This window comes from Massilia sp. IC2-477 (assembly GCF_020707265.1).
In the GTDB taxonomy this organism is placed as follows: domain Bacteria; phylum Pseudomonadota; class Gammaproteobacteria; order Burkholderiales; family Burkholderiaceae_D; genus Telluria.
The window spans coordinates 80,891-107,055 of sequence record NZ_JAJFEQ010000012.1 but is presented as its reverse complement, the minus strand read 5'-3'; the positions used below and the strand labels follow the sequence as shown (position 1 = coordinate 107,055).

27 protein-coding genes are annotated in these 26,165 nt (G+C 67.3%); 14 read left to right on the top strand and 13 right to left on the bottom strand.

Annotated elements, in window-relative coordinates; all coding sequences use genetic code 11:
• Position 1 precedes the first annotated feature (1 nt).
• Positions 2-703, top strand: a complete 702-nt coding sequence (locus LK542_RS21335; protein ID WP_227813501.1) for a DUF6624 domain-containing protein — start codon at positions 2-4, stop codon at positions 701-703.
• On the opposite strand, the gene LK542_RS21330 is transcribed toward LK542_RS21335, so the two are convergent.
• Positions 700-1,350, bottom strand: a complete 651-nt coding sequence (locus tag LK542_RS21330; protein WP_227813500.1) for a glutathione S-transferase family protein — start codon at positions 1,348-1,350, stop codon at positions 700-702. The two genes, LK542_RS21335 and LK542_RS21330, sit on opposite strands and share 4 nt — an antisense overlap.
• A 107-nt stretch (positions 1,351-1,457) precedes the next feature.
• Between LK542_RS21330 and LK542_RS21325 the strand changes: the two genes are divergently transcribed.
• Positions 1,458-2,057, top strand: coding sequence for a TetR/AcrR family transcriptional regulator (locus tag LK542_RS21325; protein ID WP_227813499.1), 600 nt, complete (start codon positions 1,458-1,460; stop codon positions 2,055-2,057).
• Positions 2,058-2,117: 60 nt separating this feature from the next.
• Here LK542_RS21325 and gatB read toward each other — a convergent pair whose 3' ends face one another.
• From gatB to gatC, 3 genes are all read right to left on the bottom strand, one after another.
• Complete coding sequence (gene gatB, locus LK542_RS21320) at positions 2,118-3,578, bottom strand: Asp-tRNA(Asn)/Glu-tRNA(Gln) amidotransferase subunit GatB (protein WP_227813498.1); 1,461 nt, start codon at positions 3,576-3,578, stop codon at positions 2,118-2,120.
• 73 nt (positions 3,579-3,651) lie between these two features.
• Positions 3,652-5,127 (bottom strand): Asp-tRNA(Asn)/Glu-tRNA(Gln) amidotransferase subunit GatA, encoded by a 1,476-nt coding sequence (gene gatA / locus LK542_RS21315; protein ID WP_227813497.1) that lies wholly within the window; start codon positions 5,125-5,127, stop codon positions 3,652-3,654.
• Positions 5,128-5,164: 37 nt separating this feature from the next.
• A complete protein-coding gene (gene gatC, locus LK542_RS21310) occupies positions 5,165-5,464 on the bottom strand; it encodes an Asp-tRNA(Asn)/Glu-tRNA(Gln) amidotransferase subunit GatC (RefSeq protein WP_036247667.1) in 300 nt (99 codons plus the stop codon).
• Positions 5,465-5,775: 311 nt separating this feature from the next.
• Here gatC and LK542_RS21305 point away from each other — a divergent pair, with 311 nt between their 5' ends.
• From LK542_RS21305 to LK542_RS21280, 6 genes are all read left to right on the top strand, one after another.
• The gene (locus tag LK542_RS21305; RefSeq protein ID WP_036247668.1) at positions 5,776-6,819 is read left to right on the top strand and encodes a rod shape-determining protein; all 1,044 of its coding nucleotides are present in this window, start codon (positions 5,776-5,778) and stop codon (positions 6,817-6,819) included.
• Positions 6,820-6,935: 116 nt separating this feature from the next.
• Positions 6,936-8,162, top strand: coding sequence for a rod shape-determining protein MreC (gene mreC / locus LK542_RS21300; protein WP_227813496.1), 1,227 nt, complete (start codon positions 6,936-6,938; stop codon positions 8,160-8,162).
• Entirely contained in the window at positions 8,152-8,670 is a 519-nt protein-coding gene (gene mreD, locus LK542_RS21295) for a rod shape-determining protein MreD (RefSeq protein ID WP_227799820.1), read from the top strand. Before mreC ends, mreD begins: the two co-directional genes overlap by 11 nt.
• 22 nt (positions 8,671-8,692) lie before the next feature.
• A complete protein-coding gene (gene mrdA / locus LK542_RS21290) occupies positions 8,693-10,696 on the top strand; it encodes a penicillin-binding protein 2 (protein ID WP_227799821.1) in 2,004 nt (667 codons plus the stop codon).
• Between the two features lie 3 nt (positions 10,697-10,699).
• Positions 10,700-11,815 (top strand): rod shape-determining protein RodA, encoded by a 1,116-nt coding sequence (gene rodA / locus LK542_RS21285; protein WP_227813495.1) that lies wholly within the window; start codon positions 10,700-10,702, stop codon positions 11,813-11,815.
• A 17-nt stretch (positions 11,816-11,832) separates the two neighbouring features.
• Entirely contained in the window at positions 11,833-12,849 is a 1,017-nt protein-coding gene (locus tag LK542_RS21280) for a septal ring lytic transglycosylase RlpA family protein (protein WP_227813494.1), read from the top strand.
• Between the two features lie 14 nt (positions 12,850-12,863).
• On the opposite strand, the gene LK542_RS21275 is transcribed toward LK542_RS21280, so the two are convergent.
• The 9 genes from LK542_RS21275 to argS form a co-directional block, all read right to left on the bottom strand.
• Positions 12,864-13,190, bottom strand: a complete 327-nt coding sequence (locus LK542_RS21275; RefSeq protein ID WP_227813493.1) for a helix-turn-helix transcriptional regulator — start codon at positions 13,188-13,190, stop codon at positions 12,864-12,866.
• On the bottom strand, positions 13,177-13,692 hold the full coding sequence (locus LK542_RS21270) for an SRPBCC family protein (protein ID WP_227813492.1): 516 nt from the start codon (positions 13,690-13,692) through the stop codon (positions 13,177-13,179). Before LK542_RS21270 ends, LK542_RS21275 begins: the two co-directional genes overlap by 14 nt.
• Positions 13,693-13,775: 83 nt before the next feature.
• Positions 13,776-14,486: an SPOR domain-containing protein gene (locus LK542_RS21265; protein ID WP_227813491.1), complete on the bottom strand. Its 711-nt coding sequence runs from the start codon at positions 14,484-14,486 to the stop codon at positions 13,776-13,778.
• Positions 14,487-14,499: 13 nt separating this feature from the next.
• Positions 14,500-15,225 carry a type III pantothenate kinase gene (locus LK542_RS21260; RefSeq protein ID WP_227813490.1) on the bottom strand — a complete coding sequence of 242 codons (726 nt, stop codon included), beginning with the start codon at positions 15,223-15,225 and terminating at the stop codon, positions 14,500-14,502.
• A gap of 13 nt (positions 15,226-15,238) precedes the next feature.
• Positions 15,239-16,003: a biotin--[acetyl-CoA-carboxylase] ligase gene (locus LK542_RS21255; protein WP_227813489.1), complete on the bottom strand. Its 765-nt coding sequence runs from the start codon at positions 16,001-16,003 to the stop codon at positions 15,239-15,241.
• The gene (locus LK542_RS21250) at positions 16,000-16,800 is read right to left on the bottom strand and encodes an SDR family oxidoreductase (RefSeq protein WP_227813488.1); all 801 of its coding nucleotides are present in this window, start codon (positions 16,798-16,800) and stop codon (positions 16,000-16,002) included. Before LK542_RS21250 ends, LK542_RS21255 begins: the two co-directional genes overlap by 4 nt.
• Positions 16,797-17,459: a thiol:disulfide interchange protein DsbA/DsbL gene (locus LK542_RS21245; RefSeq protein WP_227813487.1), complete on the bottom strand. Its 663-nt coding sequence runs from the start codon at positions 17,457-17,459 to the stop codon at positions 16,797-16,799. Before LK542_RS21245 ends, LK542_RS21250 begins: the two co-directional genes overlap by 4 nt.
• Before the next feature lie 25 nt (positions 17,460-17,484).
• The gene (locus tag LK542_RS21240) at positions 17,485-18,165 is read right to left on the bottom strand and encodes an SPOR domain-containing protein (protein ID WP_227813486.1); all 681 of its coding nucleotides are present in this window, start codon (positions 18,163-18,165) and stop codon (positions 17,485-17,487) included.
• A 7-nt stretch (positions 18,166-18,172) separates the two neighbouring features.
• Positions 18,173-19,927: an arginine--tRNA ligase gene (gene argS, locus LK542_RS21235; RefSeq protein WP_227813485.1), complete on the bottom strand. Its 1,755-nt coding sequence runs from the start codon at positions 19,925-19,927 to the stop codon at positions 18,173-18,175.
• A 162-nt stretch (positions 19,928-20,089) separates the two neighbouring features.
• Between argS and rsmB the strand changes: the two genes are divergently transcribed.
• From rsmB to LK542_RS21205, 6 genes are all read left to right on the top strand, one after another.
• Positions 20,090-21,625, top strand: coding sequence for a 16S rRNA (cytosine(967)-C(5))-methyltransferase RsmB (rsmB, locus tag LK542_RS21230; protein ID WP_227799833.1), 1,536 nt, complete (start codon positions 20,090-20,092; stop codon positions 21,623-21,625).
• A 55-nt stretch (positions 21,626-21,680) separates the two neighbouring features.
• Positions 21,681-22,244: a DUF4390 domain-containing protein gene (locus LK542_RS21225; protein WP_227799834.1), complete on the top strand. Its 564-nt coding sequence runs from the start codon at positions 21,681-21,683 to the stop codon at positions 22,242-22,244.
• 5 nt (positions 22,245-22,249) lie between these two features.
• The gene (locus LK542_RS21220; protein ID WP_227813484.1) at positions 22,250-24,565 is read left to right on the top strand and encodes an ATP-binding protein; all 2,316 of its coding nucleotides are present in this window, start codon (positions 22,250-22,252) and stop codon (positions 24,563-24,565) included.
• A gap of 80 nt (positions 24,566-24,645) precedes the next feature.
• Positions 24,646-25,380, top strand: a complete 735-nt coding sequence (locus tag LK542_RS21215) for a response regulator (protein ID WP_227799836.1) — start codon at positions 24,646-24,648, stop codon at positions 25,378-25,380.
• Positions 25,381-25,764, top strand: a complete 384-nt coding sequence (locus LK542_RS21210) for a GTP-binding protein (RefSeq protein ID WP_227813483.1) — start codon at positions 25,381-25,383, stop codon at positions 25,762-25,764. It begins immediately after the preceding gene.
• Between the two features lie 128 nt (positions 25,765-25,892).
• The gene (locus tag LK542_RS21205; RefSeq protein WP_027865841.1) at positions 25,893-26,150 is read left to right on the top strand and encodes a DUF3567 domain-containing protein; all 258 of its coding nucleotides are present in this window, start codon (positions 25,893-25,895) and stop codon (positions 26,148-26,150) included.
• The last annotated feature ends 15 nt before the right edge of the window (positions 26,151-26,165 follow it).

The window sequence follows — 26,165 nt, the reverse complement described above, 5'->3', positions numbered from 1 at the left end:
CATGGCAGTGCAGAACCTGAAGCGCCTCGCGTGTGCGATGGGCGCGGCGCTGGCTTGCGCCGGCGCGGCATCGGCCGCCGGCGACATCGCCAGGACTTGCCCTGGCGCTGCCGCCTGGTACGCCGCGCACCCGAACGACACCGACGAAGCGCTGGCGAAGCGCGACGCCGCACGCAGCTTCACCGACCCGCAACTGCGCGCCGAGCTGGCCGCGCGCGCCGCCCGCGACCAGGCCGCGCGCCTGGCGATGACGAAAGCCGCCCGCAAGGATTGGGGCCCGAAGCGCGAGGTCGCGGCCATCGACGAAGAGAACGTCAAGTGGCTGTTCGAACTGGTGCGCAGCAAGGGCTTCCCGACTGCCGCACAGGTAGGCGAGCAGGGCGTGCGCGACGCCTGGCTGCTGGCCCTGCACGCCGACCGCGCGCCGAAGTTCCAGCAGCAGCTGGTGCCGGTGCTGGACCAGCGCCGCGTGGACGGCGAGCTCTCGAGCAGCGACATGGCGCGCTTCGTCGACCGCCTGCTGGTCGCCGGCGGCAAGCCCCAGCGCTTCGGGACCCAGGGCAGCGACAACTGGGAGGGCAGCCACTTTGGCCTGGCCAGCGCCGAGATCCTGCGCGACGTCGAAGAAAACCGCCGCCAGTTCGAACTGATGCCGCTGGCCGACTACGTCTGCATGACGAAGGAAGAGCGCAGCAAACGCTAGGCGACGGCGGGCAGCTGCCGGTACAGGGCCAGCTGGTCGCCCAGTGCCTCGTCGAAGGCGGGGCGGGCCATGCAGCGGGCGCGGTAGGCGGCCAGCCTGTCGAAACGTTCGACCAGCTCCATGCCGTCCAGCAGGCGCAGCACGGTGCACATGAGGATGTCGGCAACGCTGAATTCGCCGGCCAGCCAGTCGCGTCCTTCCAGCCAGTCGTCCAGGTCGCGCAGGCGCTTGAGCGCCATCGCTTCCGCCGAGGGCCGCGCCGCTGCCGCCCAGGCTTCGTCGGCATGGAACAGGGCCAGGCTGACCAGCTCGGCGAAATAGGGCTCCACCGAATTGAGCGCGGCGAACATCCATACCGTCACCTGCGCGCGGGCCTCGGCATCCGCCGGCAACAGGGCAGGGCAGCGCTCGCCCAGGTGCAGCAGGATCGCGCCGGATTCGAACAGGGTCAGCCCGTCGTCCTGCAGCACAGGGATCTGGCTGAAGGGCTGCTCCTTGCGGAAGGCGGGCGTCGCCGCTTCCTCGAACGCGAGCAGGCGCAACGTGTAGGGCAGGCCCGCTTCCTCCAGCGCCCAGCGCACGCGCAGGTCGCGCACGTAGCCGGCCGCGAACGGGGGCACGCTGCGGAAAGTGGTCAGGGTCATCATCTCGTTTCCTCCTTGTGGTGTCGGTGGAAGTCACGATACGCGGGACCATATTATGTTCAAGAACATAATATCGATCGGCGCATAATGGGAGCCGGAGGAGGTTCCACATGCCCTATAGTAGCGAGCACAAGGCCCAGACCCGCGAGCGCATCGTCAGCGCCGCGCGCAGGCTGTTCAACCGGCACGGTTTCGAGCAGGTGTCGATCGACCGCGTCATGCTGGAGGCCGGCCTGACCCGCGGCGGCTTCTATCACCATTTCGGCAGCAAGGACGAGCTGTACGCCGCCGCGGTGGCGAGCTTCACCAACTGCAATCCCTTCCGCGCCGATCTCGAGAGCAATCCCACGCCGGAGCCCGGCGAACTGGCGCGCATGCTGCTCGACGTCTACCTGAGCGACAAGGTGTTCGACAACGTCGACTTCCACTGCCCCCTGTACGCCCTGCCGGGCGACGTGGCGCGCGCCGGGCTGTCGCCGCAGAAGGCCTACACCCAGCTGATCCGCAACCTGACCGCGGTCTACGCCAGCGCGCTGGCAGGCAGGCCCGACGGCGAGCAGCGGGCCCAGGCCATCGTGTCCCTGTGCGTGGGCGGGATGGTGCTGGCGCGCACGACCGACGACCCGGTGCTGCGCCGCTCGCTGCGGGCGGCGGCGCGCCGGCAGGCGCTGGCCTTGCTGGAGGCGGACCAGGTCGCCAGCGCGACCTGAGGCGGGCATAAAAAAAGCCGGGGCAAGCCCCGGCTTCTCATGCGTCCTGCAGCGTCGACATCAGGCCGCCAGCTTCTTCTTCAGCAGCTCGGTGACCTGGGCCGGATTGGCCTTGCCTTTCGAGGCCTTCATGGTCTGGCCGATCAGCGCATTGATCGCGGCTTCCTTGCCGGCGCGGTACTGCTCGACCGACTTGGCGTTGGCGGCCAGGACTTCGTCCACGATGGCTTCCAGTGCACCGACGTCGGAGGTCTGCTTCAGGTCCTTCTGCTCGATGATCGCGTCGGCCAGGCTGGCGTCGTCGGAATTCGCTTCCCACATTGCCGCGAACACTTCCTTGGCCGACTTGTTGTTGATGGTGCCGTCGGCGATGCGCTTGAGCAGCAGGGCCAGTTGCGCGGCTTTCACGGGCGAGTCGGCGATGTCGACGTCGGCGCGGTTCAGCGTCGAGGACACTTCGCCCATCATCCAGTTCGCCGCCGCCTTGGCGTTTTCCTTGCCGGCCGCAGCCACCACGGCTTCATAGTAGGTCGCCATCGCCTTGGACGAGGTGAGCACCAGGCTGTCGTATTCCGGCAGGCCGTAGTCGCCGGTGAAGCGTGCGCGCAGGGCGCCCGGCAGTTCCGGCATGTCCGCCTTCACACGTTCGATCCAGTCCTGGCCGATCACGAGGGGAGGCAGGTCCGGGTCCGGGAAGTAGCGGTAGTCCTGCGCGTCTTCCTTGGTGCGCATGGAGCGGGTTTCCTTCTTGTCCGGGTCCCACAGGCGGGTCGCCTGGATCACCTTGCCGCCGTCTTCGATCAGCTCGATCTGGCGCCGCACTTCGTAGTGGATCGCTTCTTCCATGAAGCGGAAGGAGTTCAGGTTCTTGATCTCGCAGCGGGTGCCGAATTCCTTCTGACCCATCGGACGCACCGAGACGTTGACGTCGCAGCGGAAGCTGCCTTCCTGCATGTTGCCGTCGCAGACGCCCAGCCACACGACCAGCGAGTGCAGGGCCTTGGCATAGGCCACCGCTTCGTTCGCGCTGCGCATCTCCGGCTCGGACACGATCTCGAGCAGGGGCGTGCCGGCGCGGTTCAGGTCGATGCCGCTCATGCCGGCATAGTCTTCGTGCAGCGATTTGCCGGCGTCCTCTTCCAGGTGGGCGCGGGTCAGGTTGACGGTTTTCGTCTCCAGCTTGCCGTCCTTCTCGTAGGCGAAGCTGATGGTGCCGCCCTGGACCACCGGGTCTTCGAACTGGCTGATCTGGTAGCCCTTCGGCAGGTCGGGGTAGAAGTAGTTCTTGCGGGCGAACACCGACTGCGGCGCGATCCTGGCGCCCACGGCCAGGCCGAAGCGGATCGCGCGCTCGACGGCGCCGCGGTTCAGCACAGGCAGCACGCCCGGCAGCGCCAGGTCGACCGGGCTGGCTTGCGTGTTCGGCTCGGCGCCGAAGCGGATCGAGCTGCCGCTGAAGATTTTCGAGTTGGTCGTGAGCTGCACGTGGTTCTCAAGACCGATGACGACTTCCCATTGCATAGTTGTTCTCTCTTTGTTCTGTGGCTGCGCTGGCGTATGTTGAACGCGTGGGCGGGAGACCCCACCCTACGGATTAGACGCCTTCCGGGGCTCGCTGGTGCCAGTCGGTCACCTGCTGGTACTGGTGCGCGATGTTCAGCAGCTTCGCTTCGGCGAAGTAGTTGCCGATGATTTGCAGCCCGACCGGACGCTTGCCGTTCTTCTCGCCCGCGCCGAAACCGACCGGGATCGACATGCCCGGCAGGCCCGCCAGGCTGGTCGACAGGGTGAAGATGTCGGCCAGGTAGTTCGCTACCGGGTCGTTGGCCTTGCTGCCCAGGTCCCAGGCCACGGTCGGGGCCACCGGGCCCATGATCACGTCGCACTTGTCGGCAAACGCGGCCTGGAAGTCGTCCGCGATCAGGCGGCGGATCTTCTGCGCCTGCACGTAGTAGGCGTCGTAGTAGCCGTGGCACAGCACGTAGGTGCCGACCATGATGCGGCGCTGGACTTCGCGACCGAAGCCTTCGGCGCGGGTTTTGCGGTACATGTCTTGCAGATCCTTGTACTCGCTGGCGCGGTGGCCGTAGCGCACGCCGTCGAAGCGCGACAGGTTGGACGAGGCTTCCGCCGGGGCGATGATGTAGTAGGTCGGGATCGACAGCGCGGTCTTCGGCAGCGAGATGTCGACCAGGGTGGCGCCCAGCTTCACGAACTGCTCCAGTGCGGCGCGCACGGCCGCTTCCACGTCCTGCGCCAGGCCTTCGCCGAAGTATTCCTTCGGCACGCCGATGCGCAGGCCGGCCAGGGGCTGGTTCAGGTTGCGCGTGAAGTCTTCGGGCGCGTTGCCCTGTTCGACGGTCAGGCTGGTCGAGTCGCGTTCGTCGAAGCCGACCATTTCGTTGAGCAGCAGGGCGCAGTCCTCGGCGGTCTGGGCGATCGGGCCGCCCTGGTCCAGCGAGGAGGCGAAGGCGATCATGCCGAAGCGCGACACGCGGCCGTAGGTCGGCTTGATGCCGGTGACGCCGCAGAAGGCGGCCGGCTGGCGGATCGAACCGCCGGTGTCGGTCGCGGTGGCGGCCGGCGCCAGGCGCGCGGCGATCGCGGCGGCCGAGCCGCCCGAGGAACCGCCCGGCACCGCCAGCGGATCCCAGGGATTTTTCACCGCACCGAAGGCCGAGTTCTCGTTGGCCGAGCCCATCGCGAATTCGTCGAGGTTGACCTTGCCGAGGGTGACCATGCCGGCCTTGCCGAAGCGATCGACCACGGTGGCGTCGAACGGGCTTTCATAATTGGCCAGCATCTTCGAGCCGGCCGTGGTGCGCCAGCCACGGGTGACGAAGATATCCTTGTGCGCGATCGGCACGCCGGTCAGCGGGCCGGCATTGCCGGCGGCGATGCGGGCGTCGGCGCTTGCTGCCTGCGCCAGCGTCTGCTGCCGGTCCAGGTGCAGGAAGGCGTTGTGGCTGCTCGCTTCGATGCGGTCGAGGTAGTGCGTGGCCAGTTCGACGCTCGAGACCTGCTTCGATTGCAGGAGCGCGGACAGCTCTTTGATGGTTTTCTTGTGCATGTGCGTGTCGGTTCTTGAATCTGGAAGACGGGTGCGATTACTCGATGACTTTCGGGACCAGGTACAGGCCGTCCTGCGCCTTCGGGGCCGGCGCCTGGTAGTCCTCGCGGCGGTTCTCTTCGGTCACCACGTCGTCGCGCAGGCGCAGGGGCAGGGCCATGATCGCGGCCAGCGGTTGTGACAGCGGCGCGACACCGGTCGTGTCCACCGCCTGCATCTGCTCGGCCAGGGCGAAAATACCGTTCAGCTCGGCCAGTGCGGTTTCGGCATGGGCCTCATCCATCTCGAGCTGGGCCAGGTTGGCGATGCGTTTTACGTCTGAAAGTGTCAGGGACATGGCAAGGGGCGCGGCGCGGGCCGCGTGCAAAAATGTGGTTGGGCTAATAATGAAAGTTGGCAAGAGGTCAGCCAACGGCGCGCTATGGTCGATAAAACCTTGGTAACACCGCCGATCTCACCTCGGAATTGGGGGGTAAAACCGCCCGTTTTCAGCATTTAATCGACAAATTATAAGGTAGAATGGCGGGCTAATGCGCTGTAGGGCTGCATGACCGCCCACCGCAGGAAAGACCGCGATGCAGCATGCATACGCGGCGAGGACAACCCGATCAATTTTTCACGCGCCCTGGATGCGCCATCAGGACACACATGTTTGGTTTCTTACGCAGCTACTTCTCGAATGACCTGGCGATCGACCTCGGTACCGCCAACACCCTGATCTACGTGCGCGGCCTGGGCATCGTGCTGGACGAACCGTCGGTCGTCGCGATCCGCCAGGAGGGCGGCCCGAACGGCAAGAAGACGATCCAGGCCGTCGGCAAGGAAGCCAAGCAGATGCTGGGCAAGGTGCCGGGCAACATAGAGGCGATCCGCCCGATGAAGGACGGCGTGATCGCCGACTTCACCGTCACCGAGCAGATGCTGAAGCAGTTCATCCGCATGGTCCACGATTCCAAGTTCTTCCGCCCGTCGCCGCGCATCATCATCTGCGTGCCCTGCGGTTCGACCCAGGTCGAGCGTCGTGCGATCCGCGAATCGGCGCTCGGCGCCGGCGCCTCGCAGGTCTACCTGATCGAAGAACCGATGGCCGCCGCGATCGGCGCCGGCCTGCCGGTCTCGGACGCCACCGGCTCGATGGTGGTCGACATCGGCGGCGGCACCACCGAAGTGGGCATCATCTCGCTGGGCGGCATGGTCTACAAGGGTTCGGTGCGCGTGGGCGGCGACAAGTTCGACGAAGCCATCGTCAACTACATCCGCCGCAACTACGGCATGCTGATCGGCGAACAGACCGCCGAAGCGATCAAGAAAGCCATCGGCTCGGCCTTCCCGGGTTCGGAAGTCAAGGAAATGGAAGTCAAGGGCCGCAACCTGTCCGAAGGCATCCCGCGCTCGTTCACCATCTCGAGCAACGAGATCCTGGAAGCCCTGACCGACCCGCTCAACAACATCGTCTCGGCCGTCAAGAACGCCCTCGAGCAGGCCCCGCCGGAACTGGGCGCCGACATCGCCGAAAAGGGCATGATGCTGACCGGCGGCGGCGCGCTGCTGCGCGACCTCGACCGTCTGCTGATGGAAGAGACCGGCCTGCCGGTGCTGGTGGCCGAAGACCCGCTGACCTGCGTGGTGCGCGGTTCGGGCATGGCACTCGAACGCATGGACAAGCTGGGCTCGATCTTCTCCTACGAATAACAACACTCCACGCGGCGCGGCCGATGGGACAGCGGGCAGGGCGTGCGGTCGAACCGCGCGCATCTGCCCGCGTTGACATTCGTAGCGCGCACCACTAGACAGGACGCCAACAGGGCATGCAATACAGTCCTCCGCCGCTTTTCAAACAGGGAGCCCCGGCACGGGTCAAGGCGATCGTATTCGCGCTGATCTCGGTGGTGCTGCTGGTCGTCGACGCCCGCTACCACACCCTCGGTGCGGTGCGCCAGGTGGCCGCCACCGTGCTGTATCCGCTGCAGATGGCAGCCCTGATGCCGCGCGAGATGCTCGGCAACATGGGCGGCTACTTCTCCTCGCTATCCACGCTGCAGAAGGAAGTACGCGATCTCAAGACCCAGCAGCTGACGCAGGCGCGCCTGCTGCAGCAGGCCCAGCTCCAGATGGCCGAGAACGCGCAGCTGCGGCGCCTGATGGAAGCGCGCCAGCACCTGCCGGTCAAGGCCCAGATGGCCGAGATCCTGTACGACGCACGCGACCCCTCGACCCGCCGCGTGGTGGTCGACAAGGGCTCGCGCGACGACGTGGTGCTCGGCCTGCCGGTGATCGACCATGCCGGCGTGGTGGGCCAGGTCACGCGCGTGTTCCCGTTCACCTCCGAAGTCACGCTGCTCACCGACAAGGACCAGGCGATTCCGGTGCAGGTGCTGCGCAGCGGCCTGCGCAGCATCGCCTACGGACGCGGCCACTCCGGCCTGCTCGACCTGCGCTTCGTGGTGGCCAACGCCGACATCCAGGTCGGCGACGTGCTGGTCACCTCGGGCCTGGACGGCATGTATCCGGCCGGCCTGGCGGTGGCCAAGGTGGTGCAGGTCGAGAACGTCGCCGCCGGCGCCTTCGGGCGCGTGGTGTGTCAGCCGCTGGCCGGCATCGACCGCAACCGCCAGCTCCTGATCATCATGTCGCAGTCGAACCTGCCGCCCAAGCCGGCACTGGAAGCCCGGGCTCCGGCCACGACCGCGCGCCGCAAGCTGCCCGACATGGCGCCGGTGCCGCCGCTGCCGCTGGCGCCCGCGCCGCTGCCGCCGCAGGGCCAGCCGGCGGTGCAGGGCGGGACGGCGGCGCCGGCCAACGGCGTCGGCGGCGTGCCTGTCCAGGGCGCCGCGCAGGCGCCGCAGGGGGCCGCACAGGCCCCGGCCGCGACGACGCAGCCCGCACGTCCGGCCGCCGCGCCGGCAACGGTCCCGGCGCCGGCAACGGCCCCGGTCCAGCAGCGCCCGGCCGCGCCAAACGTCCAGAACAACGTCGCCGCACCCGCAGCCACGCCCGTCGCCATCCAACAGGGAGGCTTGACCAATGCCCGGTAACCGCCCGCATTACATCCTGCTGCCCGTCAGCCCGCTGTTCATCACCTTCAGCCTGGTCTGCGCCTTCATGCTCAACCTGCTGCCGCTGGGACGCTGGGTCGGCGCGCCCGACTTCGTCGCGCTGGTGCTGGTCTTCTGGGGCATCCACCAGCCGCGCAAGGTCGGCATCGGCGTCGCCTTCGTCATGGGCCTCCTGATGGACGTGCACGACGCCAGCCTGCTGGGCGAGAACGCGCTGGCCTATACGCTGCTGTCCTACCTGGCCATCATGATCCACCGCCGCGTACTGTGGTTCAGCATGCTGACCCAGGCCATGCATGTGTTCCCGCTGCTGCTGCTGGCGCAGGCGGTGCAGGCCTTCGTGCACTTCACCGCATCGGGACGCTTCCCGGGCCTGCTGCACTTTGCCGAGAGCGTGGTGGCGGTGGCGCTGTGGCCGCTGATTACCTGGCTGCTGCTGGCGCCGCAGCGCCGCGCCGTCGACCGCGACCATACCCGCCCGATCTGATACCTGAGACCAGAAGCAAGCCGTGACCGAGTTCAAGGACAACGACCGCGAGATCCACCAGTTCCGCCTGCGCCTGACCGCCATGGTGGCCCTCGTCTTCATCTGCTTCGGCCTGCTGGTGGCGCGCTTCGTCTGGCTGCAGGTGATGCAGCACGACAAATTCATGCTCCAGGCCGAGGACAACCGCATCGCGCTGGTGCCGATCGTGCCCAACCGCGGCCTGATCGTGGACCGCAACGGCGTGGTCCTGGCGCGCAACTACTCCGCCTATACGCTCGAGATCACGCCGTCCAAGCTGCAGGCCAACCTCGAATCGGTGATCGACGAGCTGTCCAAGCTGGTCACCATCGAGCCGCGCGACCGGCGCCGCTTCAAGCGCCTGATGGAAGAGTCGCGCACCTTCTCCAGCGTGCCGCTGCGCACCCGCCTGACCGACGACGAAGTGGCGCGCTTCACCGCGCAGCGTTTCCGCTTCCCGGGCGTGGACGTGCAGGCGCGCCTGTTCCGCCAGTACCCGCTGGGCGAGACCGCATCGCACGTGATCGGCTACATCGGCCGCATCAACCAGAAGGAAGCCGCCCAGCTCGAAGAGGACGGCCTGGACGCCAACTACAACGGCACCGAGCATATCGGCAAGGAAGGCGTGGAGAAGAAGTACGAGAGCTACCTGCACGGCACCACCGGCTACGAGCAGGTCGAGCGCACCGCTTTCGGGCGCGCGATCCGCACCCTGTCGCGCACCGCGCCGACTCCGGGCAGCAACCTGATCCTGTCGATCGACATCGAGCTGCAGAAGGTGGTCGAGGAAGCTTTTGGGGAGAACCGCGGCGCGCTGGTCGCGATCGAACCAAGCACCGGCGACGTGCTGGCCTACGTGTCGCGCCCGGGCTACGACCCCAACCTGTTCGTGGACGGCATCGACAGCCAGAACTGGAACGAGCTCAACACCTCGCTCGACCGGCCGCTGATGAACCGCCCGCTGTCCGGCGGCTACCCGCCGGGCTCGACCTTCAAGCCCTTCATGGCCCTGGCCGCGCTCGAGATGGGCTTCCGCAAGCCGTCGGACGGCATCCGCGACCCCGGCTTCTACATGCTGGGCGGGCACCGCTTCAACGACGACAAGCCGGGCGGGCACGGCTACGTCGACATGTACAAGTCGGTGGTGGAGTCCTGCGACACCTATTACTACCAGCTCGGCAACGAGATGGGCATCGATAACATCTCGAACTTCATGAAGCAGTTCGGCTTCGGCGAACTGAGCGGCATCGACCTCGAGCATGAAAAGGCCGGTGTGCGTCCCTCCAAGGAATGGAAGGCGAACCGCTTCCGCAAGAACCCGCGCGCGGGCAAGTGGGTGGGCGGCGACACCATCTCGATCTCGATCGGGCAGGGGTTCAACACCTACTCGATGATCCAGCTGGCGCACGCGGTCTCGACCCTGGCCAACAACGGCGTCGTGATGAAGCCGCACCTGGTCAAGATCATCGAGGACGGCGCCACCAAACAGCGTTCGCTGACCGTGCCCAAGGAAACCCGGCGCATCCCGCTCAAGCAGGAGAACATCGATTTCATCAAGCACACCATGGTGGGCGTGACCCAGGAGTCCTACGGCACCGGCCACCGTGCCTTTGCCAATGCCGGTTACATCTCGGCAGGCAAGACCGGCACCGCGCAGGTGATCGGCCTGAAGGGCCAGAAGTACAACGCCAGCGCCATCGACGAACGCCACCGCGACAACGCGCTGTACGTAGCGTTTGCGCCCGCAGACAACCCGAAGATCGCGCTGGCGCTGATCGTCGAGAACGTCGGCTTCGGCGCCTCGTTCGCGGCGCCGATCGCGCGCAAGGCGCTCGACTACTACTTGCTGGGCAAGCGTCCGAAACCGCCGGTGCCGAAGGATCCTGCTGCGCCAGGCGCTGCTCCCGCGCCGGCTGCGCCCAAGGCCACGACGCCTGCCGCGCCGGCCGCGCCGGTCGTCCATGCCGCCGCCGCGGCAGCCGGCCCCCAAGCCACTCGAAAGGAATAAGCCATGGCGCACATTCCAGAACGCCGCTCGCTGCGGCGCCGCCTGCGTCCGTATTTCGCGGTCTTCGACTGGCCGCTCGGCATCGTGCTGTTCATCCTGATGATGACCAGTATTATCACGATGACCTCGGCCGGCGCGGAATACCCGGACCGCGTGGAACACCAGATCCGCAACTTCCTGCTGGCCTTCGGCGTGATGTGGATCGCCGCCAACGTGCCGCCCCAGACCCTGATGCGCCTCGCCGTGCCGATCTATACGGTCGGGGTCACGCTGCTGATCGCGGTGGCCCTGTTCGGCATCATCAAGAAGGGCGCGCGGCGCTGGCTGTACGTGGGCGTCGACATCCAGCCTTCCGAGATCCTGAAGATCGCGACACCGCTGATGCTGGCCTGGTACTTCCAGCAGCGCGCCACTGCCGCCAACTGGAAAAACTTCCTGGTCGCCGGGATACTGCTCGCCGTGCCCTTCACCCTGATCGCCAAGCAGCCCGACCTCGGCACCGCGCTGATGGTGGGCGCCTCTGGCTTCTACGTGATCTTCCTGGCCGGCCTGCCGTGGAAGGCGCTGGCAGGCCTGGGCGTGGCCGGTGCCGCCGCGCTGCCGGTGGGCTGGTCGATGATGCACGACTACCAGCGCGAGCGGGTCATGACCCTGATCGACCCGACCACCGACCCGCTGGGCAAAGGCTTCCACATCATCCAGTCCGAGATCGCCATCGGCTCGGGCGGCCTGATGGGCAAGGGCTATGCCAAGGGCACCCAGGGCGCCCTGGAATTCGTGCCCGAGCAGACCACCGACTTCCTGTTCTCGGTGTATTCGGAAGAATTCGGGCTGATCGGCAACTGCTTCCTGCTGTTTGTCTACCTGATGCTGATTGCACGCGGGCTCATGATTGCGGCCAATGCGCCGAACACCTTCACCCGCCTGCTGGCCGGTGCGATCACGATGATTTTCTTCACTTATGCTTTCGTTAACATGGGCATGGTGAGCGGAATCCTGCCTGTCGTTGGAGTTCCCTTACCTTTCATGAGCTATGGCGGAACTGCGTTTATTACGCTGGGTCTCGGCGCTGGTATATTGATGAGTATTCAAAGACATCGTAAACTAGTGCAGACGTAACAGAACAAGGACCGCGCATGGCCGTTCCAAGAAGACAACTTGCTACGACCATCACCGCGGTCATTGTGTTGGCAAGCCTCGCCACCGGTTGCAGCACCACCGAGACCGGCGAACATAAAAGCCTGATCCCGCTGCCGTGGAAGCATCCCACGGTCAAGCATGACACGCCAAACCTGCCGCCCGCCAATTCCGGCCGCGGCGGCTACTACAAGGACGACGGTCCCGGCGCCAACATCCCGCCCGGCCTGATGGACGTGCCCGACGCGGTCGTCAAGGCCGAGCCCTACGCGAAATGGGCGAACCGCCCGTATTCCGTGTTCGGCCAGTCCTATACCCCGATCCTGCACGAAAACGCTTTCGTCCAGCGTGGCGTGGCCAGCTGGTATGGCGTCAAGTTCCACGGCCAGAAGACCTCGTCGGGCGAGCTGTACGACATGTACAAGATGACGGCGGCCCACCCGACGCTGCCGATTCCCTCGTATGCGCGCATCACCAGCGTCGACAGCGGCAAGTCGGTGGTGGTGCGCATCAACGACCGCGGCCCTTTCCACGCCAGCCGCATCGTCGATGTTTCCTACACGGCGGCGCTGAAGCTCGGCCTGCTGGGCAAGGGCAGCCACCAGGTCGAGATCGAGCGCCTGTTCCCCAACGATCCCCTCCACATGCCCTCGGAGCGCCGCATGCTCGTATCCGAAGCGCAGTCGGCGCCGCCGGAAATCGCGGCCCTGATGCTGGAAGACCGGGTGCGCACCGACAGCGCGGCGCTGGCCCAGCTGGCACCGGTGGCGCCGGTGCAGAAGGCCCAAACCGGCTTCTATGTGCAGCTGGGCGCCTACAGCCGCAGCGGCACCGCGGAAGCCATGAGCGAGCGCCTGAGCCAGGCCGGCGTCGAACTCGGTACGCTCGAAGTGGTCAAGGCCGGTTCCGTGAACCGCCTGTTCGCCGGCCCCTTCGACAGCCGCGACGATGCGCTCGCGGCGGCACGCTCGGTGCCGGCGGCGTTCGGCCTGAAGCCGATCGTCGTCAAGCGCTGAGCGGGGCTTTTGCCTTAAGAATCGACCAGCTTGCGCAGCCGCTCCAGGGAGGCATCCCAGTGGCTTGATACGGCGTCGAGATAGGCGCGCGCCTCCTGCAGGCGGCGCGCATCGAGCGCGTACAGCACTTCGCGCCCCTGGCGGCTGTGCGTCACCAGTCCCGCCGACTCCAGCACCTGCAGATGTTTGACGATGGCCTGGCGGCTGATCGTTTCGCCGCCCGCCAGGGCCGTGGCCGACAGGGCCCCGGCAGCGAGCAGTCGGCTGATCAACTGGAGGCGCACACCGTCGCCCAGCGCCGCGAACACCTGGGCCAGTTCCCCGCGACTATCGTTCGACATGGCGCTGGATGTTGTTCGCCTGCGCCGCCCAGCCGCCTTCGTTCATGCGGAAGGCGCGCAGCCGGCGGTGTTCCGGCACGCGCGCAAAGCCCGACTCGACGATCGTCAGCCGGGTGCCGCCAGCCGTGGCGGCCAGCGTGAATTCGACCAGGGTGGTGGGCTCGGTGGCCGGATCGCATTCGGCGTCGATGCCGTAGGGGATCCAGCGGAAGCTGAAGGCATGCGGCGCCTCCATGCGCTCGACCGTGCAGAACACGGTGCTGGGCGGGATCGGGCGGATGCCGGACGGCTCGACGCCGAGCGCGCGCTGGCGCTCCATGATCTTGCCTTCGTCAAACGTCATGTTGAACGAGCCGGTGATGGTGCGGCCGGGCTGGAAGGGCTGGTCCAGCGCCACCCCGAACCACTGGCTGAATTCCTTGTGGTCAGTGATCGCCTGCCACACGCGTTCGATGTTCGCGCGCAGGTCGATCGACTTTTCGATACGGTCAAGCGGGTCCATAGCCTCTCCATGAAGTGCAACGTAATGGTTGCATTATAGAGCGCTGCGGCGATTGTGCAACCAATTTGTTGCACAAATGATGACTAGCCGCAGGGGCGCAGCTGGACGCCGGCGAAGTCGTCGGCAATCCCGGCTACCTGCGCGCGTTCGCCGGCAGTGAGGTCGCGGAACTGCCAGGCCGCGCGCGTGCCCTGCGGTCCGCGCGGCAGCACACGCACGCCACGGATGCCCTGCTTGCCCAGGGCCGCGGCCAGGGTCTGCGCCGCCGTTTCGGTCTTGAACACGCCCAGCGACACCGCCCACTTGAGCGGCGACTCGCCCTGCATCACGAAGAAATTCTGCACGCCTTTTTCCTTCAGCTCGGCCACGCGGCGGTCGGCGCCTTCCTTGCCGCCGTTCGGAGGCAGGTAGACCAGGTGGCTGGTGACTTCCTGGAAGGGGACGCTGGTACGGGTGGCGCGCGCGCCCAGGTCGAGGCGGGCGATGCGGGTTTCGAAACGGCGCGCGTCGCCGGCGGCAAAGGCGCCAGCCTGGGTGCAGGCGATGGTCTCGACCCGCGGAGCCACCGGGGCCGGGGCCGGTTCGGTGACGGGCGCCTCGGCCGGCGCCGGGATGGCTTCGGCGGCGGCGCGGGCCTCGCTTGGCGAGAGCATCACCATGCGCTCGGTGGCCAGCTGGCTCTTGAGGCGCTGCGGCTCGCGCTCGCCGCCCGCGGGCTTGCCGAGGTAGCCCTGGGCATAGGCGAACAGCGCGGCGTTCAGCGCCACGAGTACCCAGAATACGAACTTCAACAAGTGCGTTCTCCGTTCATTGGACGGCCGCCGCGTGCAGGCCGACCAGCACGATGTTATCGACCAGCCGGCAGGAGAACTTGAGGACCGGGGCGATGTAGGGCGCAGCGCCGCCAGAGAGGATGCAGGCCGTGGCGCCATGGGCCGCACAGGCGCGCTCGATCGCGCCGGCCTGGGCCGACAGCACGCCGGAGACGATCGCGTCGTCGGTGTTGTCGCCGAAGACAGGAGGCGGCGCGGCCCCGGGCGTCACCTGCGGCAGCTGGGCCGTGTTGCGCGCCAGCGAACCTGCCATCAGGGCCAGGCCCGGCAGGATCATGCCGCCGATGAAGCGGCCGTCGGCGCTGACGGCATCGACCGTGGTCGCGGTGCCGCAGGTGGCCACGATCAGGTCCTGGCCGGGCGCCAGGGCGCGCGCGCCGATGGCGGCGGCGAAGCGGTCGCAGCCCAGCTGGGCCGGATTGCGGTAGCCGTTGCGCAGGCCGGCCCGTTCCTCGCCGGAGGCGAACCATTCAAGGGCGACGCCCTCGGGCAGGGCCGCGGCGATGCGCTCGCGCACGGCGGCGCCGGCCACGTTGGAGACGATGGCGCGCGCCACGCCGGCTGCGCGCCAGGCCGTCGCCGCACCATCCAGGCTGGCGTGCGAGACGGCGTCCGCCAGGGTCCAGGCGCCCAGCGCCGCGCCGGGAGCGGCCAGCGCCCATTTGATGCGGGTATTGCCGGCGTCGATCAACAGCAGCATGCTTACTCCTCTGTCATTCACTGAGCCGCAGCGAGACATCGCCCGCCAGCACCGTGCTGCGGCCCTCCGCCGTATCGAGCAGCAAGCGGCCGCTGTCGTCGACGCCGGCGGCCAGGCCTTCCTGCAGTACCTGGCCGTTGTCGAGGATGACGACTGGCTGGCCCTGCCAGGCGTGGCGCAGGTTCCAGCGCGCGCTGAAGGCGCCAAAGCCCTGGCGTGCGAACAGGCGCAGCGCATCGGCCAGCGCGTCGAGCAGGGCGGCCACCAGCACGTCGCGCTCCATGCGCGCCAGCCAGGGCGCGCCGGCGGCGCTGCGGCCGAGCTGCGCTTCGACCTCGTCCGGCATGATCAGGTTCAGGCCGATGCCGATCACGGCCCAGGTGCCGCCGCCCTGCGCGGCCTGGGTCTCGATCAGGATCCCGGCCAGCTTGGCGCCGTCCTTCAGTACGTCGTTCGGCCATTTCAGCTGCACCTGCACCCCGAGCGTGCCGAGGGCATCGCCCAGCGCCACGCCGACCGCGAGCGGCAGCCCGGCCAGCATCTGGGGGCCACCGTCGAATTTCCAGGCCAGCGAGAAGGTCAGCGAATTTTCACTGGACGACAGCCAGCTGCGGCCGGCGCGGCCGCGGCCTGCGCTCTGGTGCTCGGCGACCAGCAGCACCGGTTCGGTGAGCTGTGGCGCGCGCGCCAGCAGGTCGGCGTTGGTCGAGCCGGTTTCCGGCACGACTTCGACCGCGATGCCGGCACGGGACAGCGAGGTGATGCGCTCGCCGTTCATGCTTCCCCCCGCTGTTGGTCGATCCTTTGCTTGGTAGGAGCACGCGAGAATGCAAAGTCGAACAGGGCGTTGGGCAGCAGGCGCAGCAGCCTGGCGACGACGCCCATCTGCCAGGGCAGCACGCGATAGCTGCTGCCGCGCGCGATCACCTCGACCGCCCGCGCCGCGAAGCGCTCGGCAGGCATCAGGAAAGGCATGGGAAACCGGTTGTTGCGGGTCATGGGGGTATCGATGTAGCCGGGGGCGATGGTCACCACCTTGATGCCGGATGCGCGCAGCTCCAGGCGCAGCGATTCGCAGTAGCTGTGCACCGCGGCTTTCGAGGCGCAGTAGGCGCCGGCGCCACGCATGCCGCGAATCCCGGCCACGCTGCCGATCCCGACCAGGCGGCGCGGGCCCTGCTGCTGCTTCATGGCCGCGACGAACGGGGCGAAGGTGGCGACCGTGGCGTTGACATTGGTGGCAAACACTGCGTCGAAGACCGCCAGGTCGGCGGCGCGCTCGGTGAGCGTGCCGTGCGAGATGCCGGCGCAGGCGATGACGATGTCGGCGCCGCCGTTTGCCGCGATGAAGTCGGCCGCGGCATTTGCCACTGCCTCGCTGTCGGTCACGTCGGCCGCATAGATGCGGTGACGTTCGGGGTGGGGGAGGCTGGCGGCCAGTTCTTCGAGCAGGGGGCGGCGCCGCGCCAGCAGGCCGAGGGAAGCGCCGCGCGCCGCGTATTCGCGCGCCAGCGCCGCGCCGATGCCGCTCGAGGCGCCGGTGATGAACACCCGGTCCGCGCGGCCCAAGTTCACTTCTTGTCTGCTTTCGCGCGCGCCACCAGCTGGTCCATCACCTGCAGTGTGCCGGGCAGCGCGGCCTGGCCGGGCGTGCCCGCTTCGTCCACCATGCCGGGCGAGGTCAGGAAGCGGCCGTCGATCGCGATCATCGGCCAGTGGGTGACGCGGTAGGCTTCCATCATCGCCTGGGCGCGGCGCACCTTGGCCTGCACGCCGAAGGAGCGGTAGGTGTCAATGAAGCGGGCGCGGTCGATGCCGGCGCGGCTGGCCCAGTCGAACACCTGCTCGTCCAGCGCCAGCGGCAGGCGGTCGACGTGCATCGCATTGAAGACCTTGCCGTGGTACTGATCGAGCAGGCCGAGCGACTCGAGCGTGAAGAACAGGCGCTGCTGCGGCGCCACCTGCTGCCCGCGCGGCACGTGCACGCGGCGGAACACGATGTTGTCGCCCTGTTTCTTTACCCAGTCGGCCAGCAGCGGTTCGAAGGCGTAGCAGTGCGGGCAGTAATACGCGAAGAACTCGATGACTTCGACCTTGCGGCCGCTGTCGGTCGGCTGGGCTTCCGGCAAGGCCTGGTATTCGGCGCCTTCCTTCGGGGCGGTGGGCGAAGCCAGGGCCAGGCTGGATGCGGCGAGCAGGACGGCGGAAAGCAGCAGGCGGCGAAGCGGGTTCATGCGGTTCCTCGGGAGATGGAATGAATCAGCGCTGGTTGCGGACGATGGCGACGTCGATCCCGCTGTCGAGCAGCTTGGCGCGCGCCTTGTTCATGGCTTCCGGTGCGTTGTACGGGCCCACGCGGACGCGGTGCAGCACGCCGCTGTCGGTGCTGCGGTCGCTGATTGCCGCTTCGAAGCCGAGCAGGGCCAGCTTGGCGCGGGTGTTCTCGGCGTCGGACATCTCGCGGAAGGCGCCGGCCTGCAGGTAGTAGATGTAGCCGTCGCTGCCAGCGGGTGCCGCGGCGGTTGCAGGAGCAGCCGCAGGCGCCGCGGCCGGTGCGGTGGCGGCAGGAGTGGCGGGGGCGGCGGCCGGCGGGGTCTGCATGCCGGCGATGGCCTGGCCCAGCGGATCGGCCTCGGCGGCCGGCGCTGCCGCGGTGGGGGCAGGTGCGGGCTTGGTGGCGCGCTCCGCGATCTCGCGGTTCGCTTCGCGCGCGGCGTCGCGGTTGCCGTACAGCGGCTTGTTCGGATCGTTCGCCTGGCTCGGCTCGAGGTCGGCCGGGCGACCCATCTTGGTCGAGCGGTCGGTGAAGGGCGACTGGCCCTTGGTGATCACGAGCGCGACCGCCACCGCGATTCCCAGGCCGATGATCAGGCCGATGATGATGCCGGTCAGGGTGCTGCCGCGCTGGCGCAGCGGGGAGAAAGTACGAATGGCGGTCATGTTGCGATTACTCTTGTGGTTCCGTGGGAGCGCGTTCCATCTTGGTCGGCGCGGACACGCCGATCAGGGCCAGGCCGTTGCGCAGCACCTGGCGAGTGGCCAGGGCCAGGGCCAGGCGCGCCAGCTTCAGGGGCTCGTTGTCGTCCAGCAGCCACTTGTGCGCGAAGTAGTAGCTGTGCAGTTCGCCGGCCAGCTCGCGCAGGTAGAAGGCGACATGGTGCGGGCTCAGTTCCAGCTTGGCGCGCTCCAGCATTTCCGGATAGGCGGACAGCTTGGCCAGCAGGCCGGCTTCGTGCGGCTCGACCAGCAGCGACAGGTCGGCCTTGACCAGTTGCGCCTCGTCGCCGCCCCAGTTGGCGAGCGCCGAGCAGATGCGGGCATGGGCGTACTGCACGTAGTACACCGGGTTCTCGTCCGAGGTCTTGAGGGCGACGTCGACGTCGAACACGAATTCGGTGTCGGCCTTGCGCGAGATGAGGAAGAAACGCACCGCGTCGCGGCCGCGCGTGATGTCGCCGTTGCCCGACCATTCGATCAGGTCGCGCACCGTGACGTAGGAGCCGGCGCGCTTGGAGATCTTGACCTCTTCGCCGTTCTTCATGACGGTGACCATCTTGTGCAGCACGTAGTCCGGATAGCCCTTCGGGATGCCGATGTTCACCGCCTGCAGGCCGGCGCGCACGCGCGCGATGGTGCCGTGGTGGTCGCTGCCCTGTACGTTGATGGCCTGGTCGAAGCCGCGGCGGAACTTCTGCATGTGGTAAGCGACGTCCGGCACGAAATACGTGTAGCCGCCGTCGGACTTGCGCATCACGCGGTCCTTGTCGTCGCCGTAGTCGGTGGTCTTGAGCCACAGCGCGCCTTCCTGCTCGTAGGTGACGCCGGCGTCGACCAGGGCCTGCACGGCCTGCTCGACCTTGCCGTCCGCGTACAGCGAGGACTCGAGGTAGTAGTTGTCGAACTTGACGCCGAAGGCCTGCAGGTCCTGGTCCTGCTCGTTGCGCAGGTAGGTCACGGCGAAGCGGCGGATTGATTCGATGTCCTCCACAATGCCCGAACCGGTGGCAGGCTGGCCGTCGCTGGCGGAGACGGTCTTCCTGGCCAGGAAGTCGGCGGCGATCTCGGCGATGTAGTCGCCGTTGTAGGCCGACTCGGGCCACTCGGCGTCGCCCGGCTTGAAGCCGCGTGCGCGCGCCTGCACCGAGGTCGCCAGGGTGGCGATCTGCACGCCCGCGTCGTTGTAGTAGAACTCGCGGGTGACGTCGTGACCCTGGGCTTCGAACAGGGACGAAAGCGCGTCGCCCAGTGCGGCCTGGCGGCCGTGGCCGACGTGCAGCGGACCGGTCGGGTTGGCCGAGACGAATTCGATGATCGCGTGGTGGCCCTGGCCGGAAGTGCCGCGGCCGAATGCCGACCCCTGCTCGAGCACGGTGCGCACGACCGACTGCTTGGCGCCTGCGGCCACGCGCAGGTTGATGAAGCCGGGGCCGGCCACGTCAGCCGACTCGACCAGGCCGGCAGCGCCGGGTTCGGCCAGCAGGGCCGCGACCAGGCGGGTGGCCAGTTCGCGCGGGTTGGTCTTGAGCGGCTTGGCCAGCTGCATCGCAATGTTGCAGGCGATGTCGCCGTGGCTCGGGTCGCGCGGGCGCTCCAGGACAATGTTCAGCTGTTGAAGCGTGGGGGCGAGGTCGGTGCCGGCGACGATCGGCGCGAGGGCAGCCTGGAACAGGGCAACGATCTGTTGTTTTTGTTGGGCGAGCATGGGGATGTCGATCTGATAAAAAATGGAGGGCCTGCGGGCAGGCAATCAGTAACCATTATACTGGTTTGGCGCACTGCGCAAACTCTTCGCATCGGCAAGCTTAAGCGGCGCCAAAGCCTTAGCCGTTACAATGGGCGCCATTTTCACCGTATCGACCCTGCCATGACCGACAAGCGCCCGACGCTCACCCTGAAACCCAAAGCCAGGCCCGCCCGCACGACGGCGGAGAAGACGGCGCGCCCGGCGGCCAAACCGGGGCAGGGTGCAAGCGAGGCTGGCAGCCAGAAGCCGGTCTACCGTCCTTCGCCCGAGCGCGCCGCGGCTGCACCGCGCCGTGAGCACGCGCCGCTGCGCCAGAGCCATGAAGTGAAGGTGGCGCCGCAGCGCGACTACCGTCCCGACCTGAAGTCCGACTCGCTGGCCCTGAGCCTGCTGGGCGCGGCCAATGCGGTGGCGCGGGTGCGCGCCGGCAGCGCGCTGCCGCAGGCCCTGAGCGCCGTGTTCAGCGCCTACGAGGCCACGCCCCAGGCGCGCGGCGCGATCCAGGACATCGCCTACCGCAGCATGCGCCAGCTGGGCCGCAGCGAGACCCTGCTCGGCCTGATGACGAGCAAGGCGCCGGAGCCGCCGATGCTGGGCGGCCTGTTGTGCGCGGCGCTGGCGCTGCTCGATCCGCCCGAGGGGTCGGCTGCGCCGTACGAAGCCTTCACCGTGGTCGACCAGGCCGTCAATGCGGCCGCCAGCCATCCCGATTTCGCCCACGCCAAGGCCATGGTCAATGCCGTGCTGCGCCGCTTCCTGCGCGAGCGCGAAGCGCTGGTGGCCGAGGCCGTCCGGCAGCCGCTGGCGCGCTGGAACTATCCACAATGGTGGATCGACAGCACCCGCGCCGCCTATCCGGAGGCGTGGGAATCGATCCTCGCGGCCGGCAACGTGCATCCGCCGCTGACCCTGCGCGTGAACCGCCGGCGTACGGACGTCGAAACCTACCTCAAGACCCTGCAGGAGGCCGGCTTCGCGGCCGAACAGGTGGGCCCGGGCGCGGTGCGCCTGGCCCAAGCCGTCAACGTCAGCCAGATCCCGGGCTTCCACGAGGGCGTGGTCTCGGTGCAGGACGCCGGCGCCCAGCTGGCGGCGCCGCTGCTCGACCTGGCGGACGGCATGCGCGTGCTCGACGCCTGCGCCGCGCCGGGCGGCAAGAGCGGCCACATCCTCGAGACGGCCGACGTCGACCTGACCTCGGTGGACGCCGACCCCCAGCGCCTGGCGCGGGTGGGCGACAACCTGGGCCGCCTCGGCCTGGAGGCGAAGCTGGTCGCGGCCGAGGCCCAGGAGACCGGCTGGTGGGATGGCCGGCCCTTCGATCGCATCCTGGCCGACGTGCCGTGCACGGCCTCCGGCATCGTGCGCCGCCACCCGGACATCCGCTGGTTGCGCCGCAAGTCGGACACGCTCCAACTTGCAACACTTTCTACCAAAATACTCGACAATCTTTGGCAGATGTTGCTGCCCAATGGTAAATTGTTGTTTGTGACATGTTCGCTCTGGCCCCAGGAATCGGAGGCACAGGCTGCCGCTTTCGCGGCGCGCCATGATGCCATCCGCCTCGACGCGCCGGGCCAGCTGCTGCCAGCCAGCGGTGCCGGGCAGGATCATGACGGCTTGTTTTACGCCCTGTTCCAGAAAAAAGCGGCGTAATGGTCTTCCCGACACAATAAAAGGCTTCGGCTACAGATAAGGCTCCGGCTCACCCGTGACGTTACGATTTTTCTGCATACTCGCTTGCCAGCTGCTGCTGGTCTTCGCGTGCGCGCAGGCACGGGCGGCCGACGTCATCGACATCACCAAAGCAGAAATCCAGTCCAGCGAAGAGGGCTATCGCCTCAATACCGCCTTTGCATTCGACCTGAACCACGAGCTCCAGGACGCGGTGCAGAACGGCGTCAAGCTGCACTTCACCACCGAGATCGAAATGACGCGCCCACGCTGGTGGTGGCGCGACGAGAAGGCGGTGCTGTCCAAGCGCACCATCGGCATCTCCTACGACGTGCTCACGCGCCAGTACATCGTCGCCATCGGCGGCAGCGTGCCCCAGCCCTTCAATACCCTCGACGACGCCCTGTCGCTGATCCGGCGCCCGGCGCGCTGGCTGATCGCACCCAGGGACGCGCTCAAGCGCGGCGAGACCTATGAAGTCTCGCTGCGCATGTTCATGGACCGCGACTTCCTGTCCAAGCCCCTGCAGGTCAATGCCATCAACGACTCGAGCTGGCGCCTGGCCTCGAACCGGAAGACCTTCACCTACCGTGCGGAGTAAGGCGCATGCGCGCTAAATCGGTCGGCAAATCGGTCAACCAGGCCTTGCGCTATGCCCTGGTGGTGGGCGGCGCCATCGTCTCGATCCTGCTGTTCCTGCTTGCCTCGGCCTCCGAGAACTCGGGCTTCTTCGGCCGCTATTACACCTGGCTGCTGGGCGTAAACGCCGGCATGGCGGTACTGCTCCTGGTCCTCGTGATCGTCGCGCTGGCGCGCCTGTATTCACGCTACAAGGCAGGCAAGTTCGGCTCGCGCCTGGTGGCCAGGCTGGTGCTGCTGTTCGCCGGCATCGGCATCCTGCCGGGGCTGGTGATCTTCATGGTGTCGGTGCAGTTCGTCTCGCACTCGATCGACAGCTGGTTCGACGTCAAGATCGAGGCCGCGCTCGAATCCGGCCTGAACCTCGGCCGCGCCGCACTCGACGAGGCCGTGGCCGAACTGGGCGCCACCGGCCAGACCGCGGCCGCCACCCTGGCCGGCCAGGACGCGGTGATGGTACAGGGCGTCCTGACCGGCCTTGTCAACGACGTCAGCGGCCTGCAAAGCGCCATGCTGCTTGCGGCCGACGGCACGGTGCTGGCGTCGAGCGCCCAGGACCGCAACGCCAACCTCGAGCTGGACCGCCCGACCCCCAACATGCTCAAATCGGCCGCGCTTCCAGGCGGCTATGCGCGCCCGGAAGGCACGGTCAAGCGCGAAGTCAGCGGCGAGGACGAAACCCAGAACGGGCTGGACGCGGCGACCGGACTGCGCCTGCGCGTGGTGTTGGCAGTGCCCGAGGCTGCCGGCATGGAAGCACGCTACCTGCAGCTGCTGCAGGCGGTACCGGTCAACCTGGCGTCCAATGCGGTGGTGCTGCGCAGCGCCTCCGAGGAATACCGCGCGCGCGACCAGGCCCGGCGCGGCCTGCGCAAGATGTACGGCGGGACCCTGACCCTGACCCTGCTGCTGGCGATCTTCGGCGCGATCGGCAGCGCCTTCCTCATGGCCGGTAACCTGGCGCAGCCGCTGCTGGTGCTGGCCGAGGGTACCCAGGCCGTGGCCGAGGGCGACCTGTCGCCGCGCCCGACGGTCGAGACCAACGACGAACTGGGCACCCTGACGCGCTCCTTCAACGCCATGACCGGCCAGCTGTTCGAGGCCAGGAGTGCGGTCGAGCGTAACCGCATGGCCCTGCAGAACGCCAAGGCCCACCTGGAGTCGGTGCTGGCCAACATGTCGGCCGGCGTGCTGGTGCTGGATGCCGAGGGCCGGGTGGTGAACTCGAACGATGCCGCCTACCGCATCCTGCAGGTCGAACCGGGTGCGCTGGCCGGTCCGCTGGCCAGCATCCCCGGCCTGGAGACCTTCTACAACTGCGTGACGCGCGCGATCTCGGCCCAGAGCGCCCAGAGCGCGGCCGGCGGCGACCGGCGCCGGCGCGCCCACTGGCAGCAGCAGATCGAGATCCCGCGCCGCGGCAGCGGCGACGAGCAAGACCACGACATCACGCTGCTGGCGCGCGGCTCGCGCCTGCCGGTCGGCACCGGCAGCGGCTTCATCGTGGTGTTCGACGATATCTCGGACGTGATCTCGGCCCAGCGCTCGGTGGCCTGGGGCGAGGTGGCGCGCCGCCTGGCGCACGAGATCAAGAACCCGCTGACCCCGATCCAGCTGTCGGCCGAACGCCTGCAGATGAAACTGGAAGGCAGCCTGCCGCCCCACGAAGCGGAGCTGCTGAAGAAAAGCACCAGCACCATCGTCAACCAGGTCGACGCCATGAAGCGCATGGTGGACGACTTCCGCGACTACGCGCGCACCCCGCCGGCGGTGCTCGAGCCGCTCGACTTGAACGCCCTGATCGACGAGATCCTGCAGCTGTACCTGACCGGGGACGCCTCGGACGTCATCCACGCCGTGCTGGCGCCCGACCTGCCGAAAGTGATGGGCGACCCGACCCAGCTGCGCCAGGTGATCCACAACCTGGTGCAGAATGCCCAGGATGCGCTGGCCGACCGCGGCCCGCAGGCGCCGAGCCCGCGAGTGGACGTCACCACCGAGGCGATCCACTACGAAGGCGCGGACGGCGCCGCCGGCACCGCGGTGCGCCTCGCGATCACCGACAATGGCCCCGGTTTCTCGCCGCGCATCCTGGCGCGCGCCTTCGAACCCTACGTGACTTCAAAGGCCCGCGGCACCGGCCTGGGCCTGCCGATGGTCAAGAAGATCATCGACGAACACGGGGGGCGGATCGACATCGGGAACCGGGCGGACGGATGTGGCGCGTCAGTATTCATTTTGCTGTTAAAGTTAGCTCCCGAGGCGAACTTGGCCGAAATATAATAGGCCTATAAAATCTCATTGGCGTAAATGCAAGCAGCAGGTGCGCACTGGACGGGTAAGAGATCAGGAAGGCGAAACAGATGGCGAACATACTCGTAGTTGACGATGAAATGGGCATCCGTGAGTTACTCTCGGAAATCCTGGGCGACGAAGGCCATGCCATCACCCTGGCGGAGAATGCGCAGCAGGCGCGCGAGGCGCGCGCCGCCGGCGCTCCCGACCTGGTGCTGCTCGATATCTGGATGCCGGACACCGACGGCGTCACCCTGCTCAAGGAATGGCAGCGCGACGGCCTGCTCACCATGCCGGTCATCATGATGTCCGGGCATGCCACGATCGATACCGCCGTCGAAGCGACCCGCATCGGCGCCCTGAATTTCCTCGAGAAGCCGATCGCCCTGCAGAAGCTGCTCAAGGCCGTGCAGCAGGGCCTGACCCGGGCCCAGGAAGTGGCGCGTGCGCCGATGGCGCCGCCGCGTCCGGTCGCAGCGAGCGTTCCGGTGGCGGAGACCGGATCCATGCAGGCCGCGGCCGTTCCGATGTACGCGCCACCGGTCCAGCAAATGGGCAATGGCTCGCGCATGGTGCATGCGATTTCGCAAGGCGAGGGCACCGGCTACACGCTGTCCTTTGACCTGCCGCTGCGCGAGGCGCGCGATGCCTTCGAGCGCATGTATTTCGAACACCACCTGGGCCGCGAAGGCGGCAGCATGACGCGCGTCGCCGAAAAGACCGGCCTCGAACGCACCCACCTGTACCGCAAGCTCAAGCAGCTCGGCGTCGAGCCGGGCAAGCTCGCCAAGAAAGGCGTCTGATTGCCTGAACTACGCGGACGCGTCGCGACCACCCTGGTCACCGGCGCGTCCCCGGCTGCGCGCGAGGCAGCCATCGCAGGGCTGCTCGCCGCGCAGCCAGCAGCGCCAAACCGCTTCGACGCGGTGATCCTCGAAGGCCTGGCTTCGGGTTCTTCATCTATCCCAACAGACTCTTCTGTCAGACTTGTCCGACTCGCAGCCGGGTGTGTGTGCTGCACCGGCAACCTGGTTTTGCGTGTAACATTAAATCGTCTGTTGCGCCAAGGCCCGGAACGCTTGTTCATCGGTGTGGCCAGCAGCGAACACCTTGATCAGTTGCGATCGTGGCTGCAAGAAGCGCCATACGATCAGCTGTTGGCCCTGAATCCGACCGTGTGCGCCTGACATCTTTGCCTCATTCGAGCGTACTTGAAATCGGTCCAGCAAGCCCCACCTCTTAACCGAAGTGATCAGCCAGGCGCCTGCCGCCAAGCGTTTGACTGACACGAATCTGATCGAGAGAAGGAGTCATCATGAACATGATCTATAACAGCGAACAGTACAGCGTCGTCGAATTTGGCGTTGATCGCGACCTCGAAGCCCTGCGCTTCGGCGGATACGAGATCGTCGACAAAGCAGGCCGGCGCGAAGCGTTCATCGGCGGCAAACTGGCTCAGTCTTTCCGTCGCGATGTGAACAACCTCATCGCGAGCGAGCCGACCATGGAAGAAATCGACGACTTCCTGGGTTCCTACGATACCCTGATGAGCCAGCCCGTCGTTCTGCACTAATCATCAGGAAGGCCG

What these genes read in the sequence shown, in the direction of transcription:
- LK542_RS21245 (WP_227813487.1), bottom strand. Translation starts at nt 17,459, where the DNA reads ATGAACCCGCTTCGCCGCCTGCTGCTTTCCGCCGTCCTGCTCGCCGCA.
- LK542_RS21255 (WP_227813489.1), bottom strand. Translation starts at nt 16,003, where the DNA reads ATGAACGGCGAGCGCATCACCTCGCTGTCCCGTGCCGGCATCGCGGTC.
- mreD (WP_227799820.1), top strand. Translation starts at nt 8,152, where the DNA reads ATGCCCGGTAACCGCCCGCATTACATCCTGCTGCCCGTCAGCCCGCTG.
- mreC (WP_227813496.1), top strand. Translation starts at nt 6,936, where the DNA reads ATGCAATACAGTCCTCCGCCGCTTTTCAAACAGGGAGCCCCGGCACGG.
- rsmB (WP_227799833.1), top strand. Translation starts at nt 20,090, where the DNA reads ATGACCGACAAGCGCCCGACGCTCACCCTGAAACCCAAAGCCAGGCCC.
- argS (WP_227813485.1), bottom strand. Translation starts at nt 19,927, where the DNA reads ATGCTCGCCCAACAAAAACAACAGATCGTTGCCCTGTTCCAGGCTGCC.
- gatA (WP_227813497.1), bottom strand. Translation starts at nt 5,127, where the DNA reads ATGCACAAGAAAACCATCAAAGAGCTGTCCGCGCTCCTGCAATCGAAG.
- gatB (WP_227813498.1), bottom strand. Translation starts at nt 3,578, where the DNA reads ATGCAATGGGAAGTCGTCATCGGTCTTGAGAACCACGTGCAGCTCACG.
- LK542_RS21220 (WP_227813484.1), top strand. Translation starts at nt 22,250, where the DNA reads ATGCGCGCTAAATCGGTCGGCAAATCGGTCAACCAGGCCTTGCGCTAT.
- LK542_RS21280 (WP_227813494.1), top strand. Translation starts at nt 11,833, where the DNA reads ATGGCCGTTCCAAGAAGACAACTTGCTACGACCATCACCGCGGTCATT.
- gatC (WP_036247667.1), bottom strand. Translation starts at nt 5,464, where the DNA reads ATGTCCCTGACACTTTCAGACGTAAAACGCATCGCCAACCTGGCCCAG.
- LK542_RS21335 (WP_227813501.1), top strand. Translation starts at nt 2, where the DNA reads ATGGCAGTGCAGAACCTGAAGCGCCTCGCGTGTGCGATGGGCGCGGCG.
- LK542_RS21205 (WP_027865841.1), top strand. Translation starts at nt 25,893, where the DNA reads ATGAACATGATCTATAACAGCGAACAGTACAGCGTCGTCGAATTTGGC.
- LK542_RS21215 (WP_227799836.1), top strand. Translation starts at nt 24,646, where the DNA reads ATGGCGAACATACTCGTAGTTGACGATGAAATGGGCATCCGTGAGTTA.
- LK542_RS21325 (WP_227813499.1), top strand. Translation starts at nt 1,458, where the DNA reads ATGCCCTATAGTAGCGAGCACAAGGCCCAGACCCGCGAGCGCATCGTC.
- LK542_RS21305 (WP_036247668.1), top strand. Translation starts at nt 5,776, where the DNA reads ATGTTTGGTTTCTTACGCAGCTACTTCTCGAATGACCTGGCGATCGAC.
- LK542_RS21240 (WP_227813486.1), bottom strand. Translation starts at nt 18,165, where the DNA reads ATGACCGCCATTCGTACTTTCTCCCCGCTGCGCCAGCGCGGCAGCACC.
- LK542_RS21330 (WP_227813500.1), bottom strand. Translation starts at nt 1,350, where the DNA reads ATGATGACCCTGACCACTTTCCGCAGCGTGCCCCCGTTCGCGGCCGGC.
- LK542_RS21270 (WP_227813492.1), bottom strand. Translation starts at nt 13,692, where the DNA reads ATGGACCCGCTTGACCGTATCGAAAAGTCGATCGACCTGCGCGCGAAC.
- LK542_RS21275 (WP_227813493.1), bottom strand. Translation starts at nt 13,190, where the DNA reads ATGTCGAACGATAGTCGCGGGGAACTGGCCCAGGTGTTCGCGGCGCTG.
- rodA (WP_227813495.1), top strand. Translation starts at nt 10,700, where the DNA reads ATGGCGCACATTCCAGAACGCCGCTCGCTGCGGCGCCGCCTGCGTCCG.
- LK542_RS21260 (WP_227813490.1), bottom strand. Translation starts at nt 15,225, where the DNA reads ATGCTGCTGTTGATCGACGCCGGCAATACCCGCATCAAATGGGCGCTG.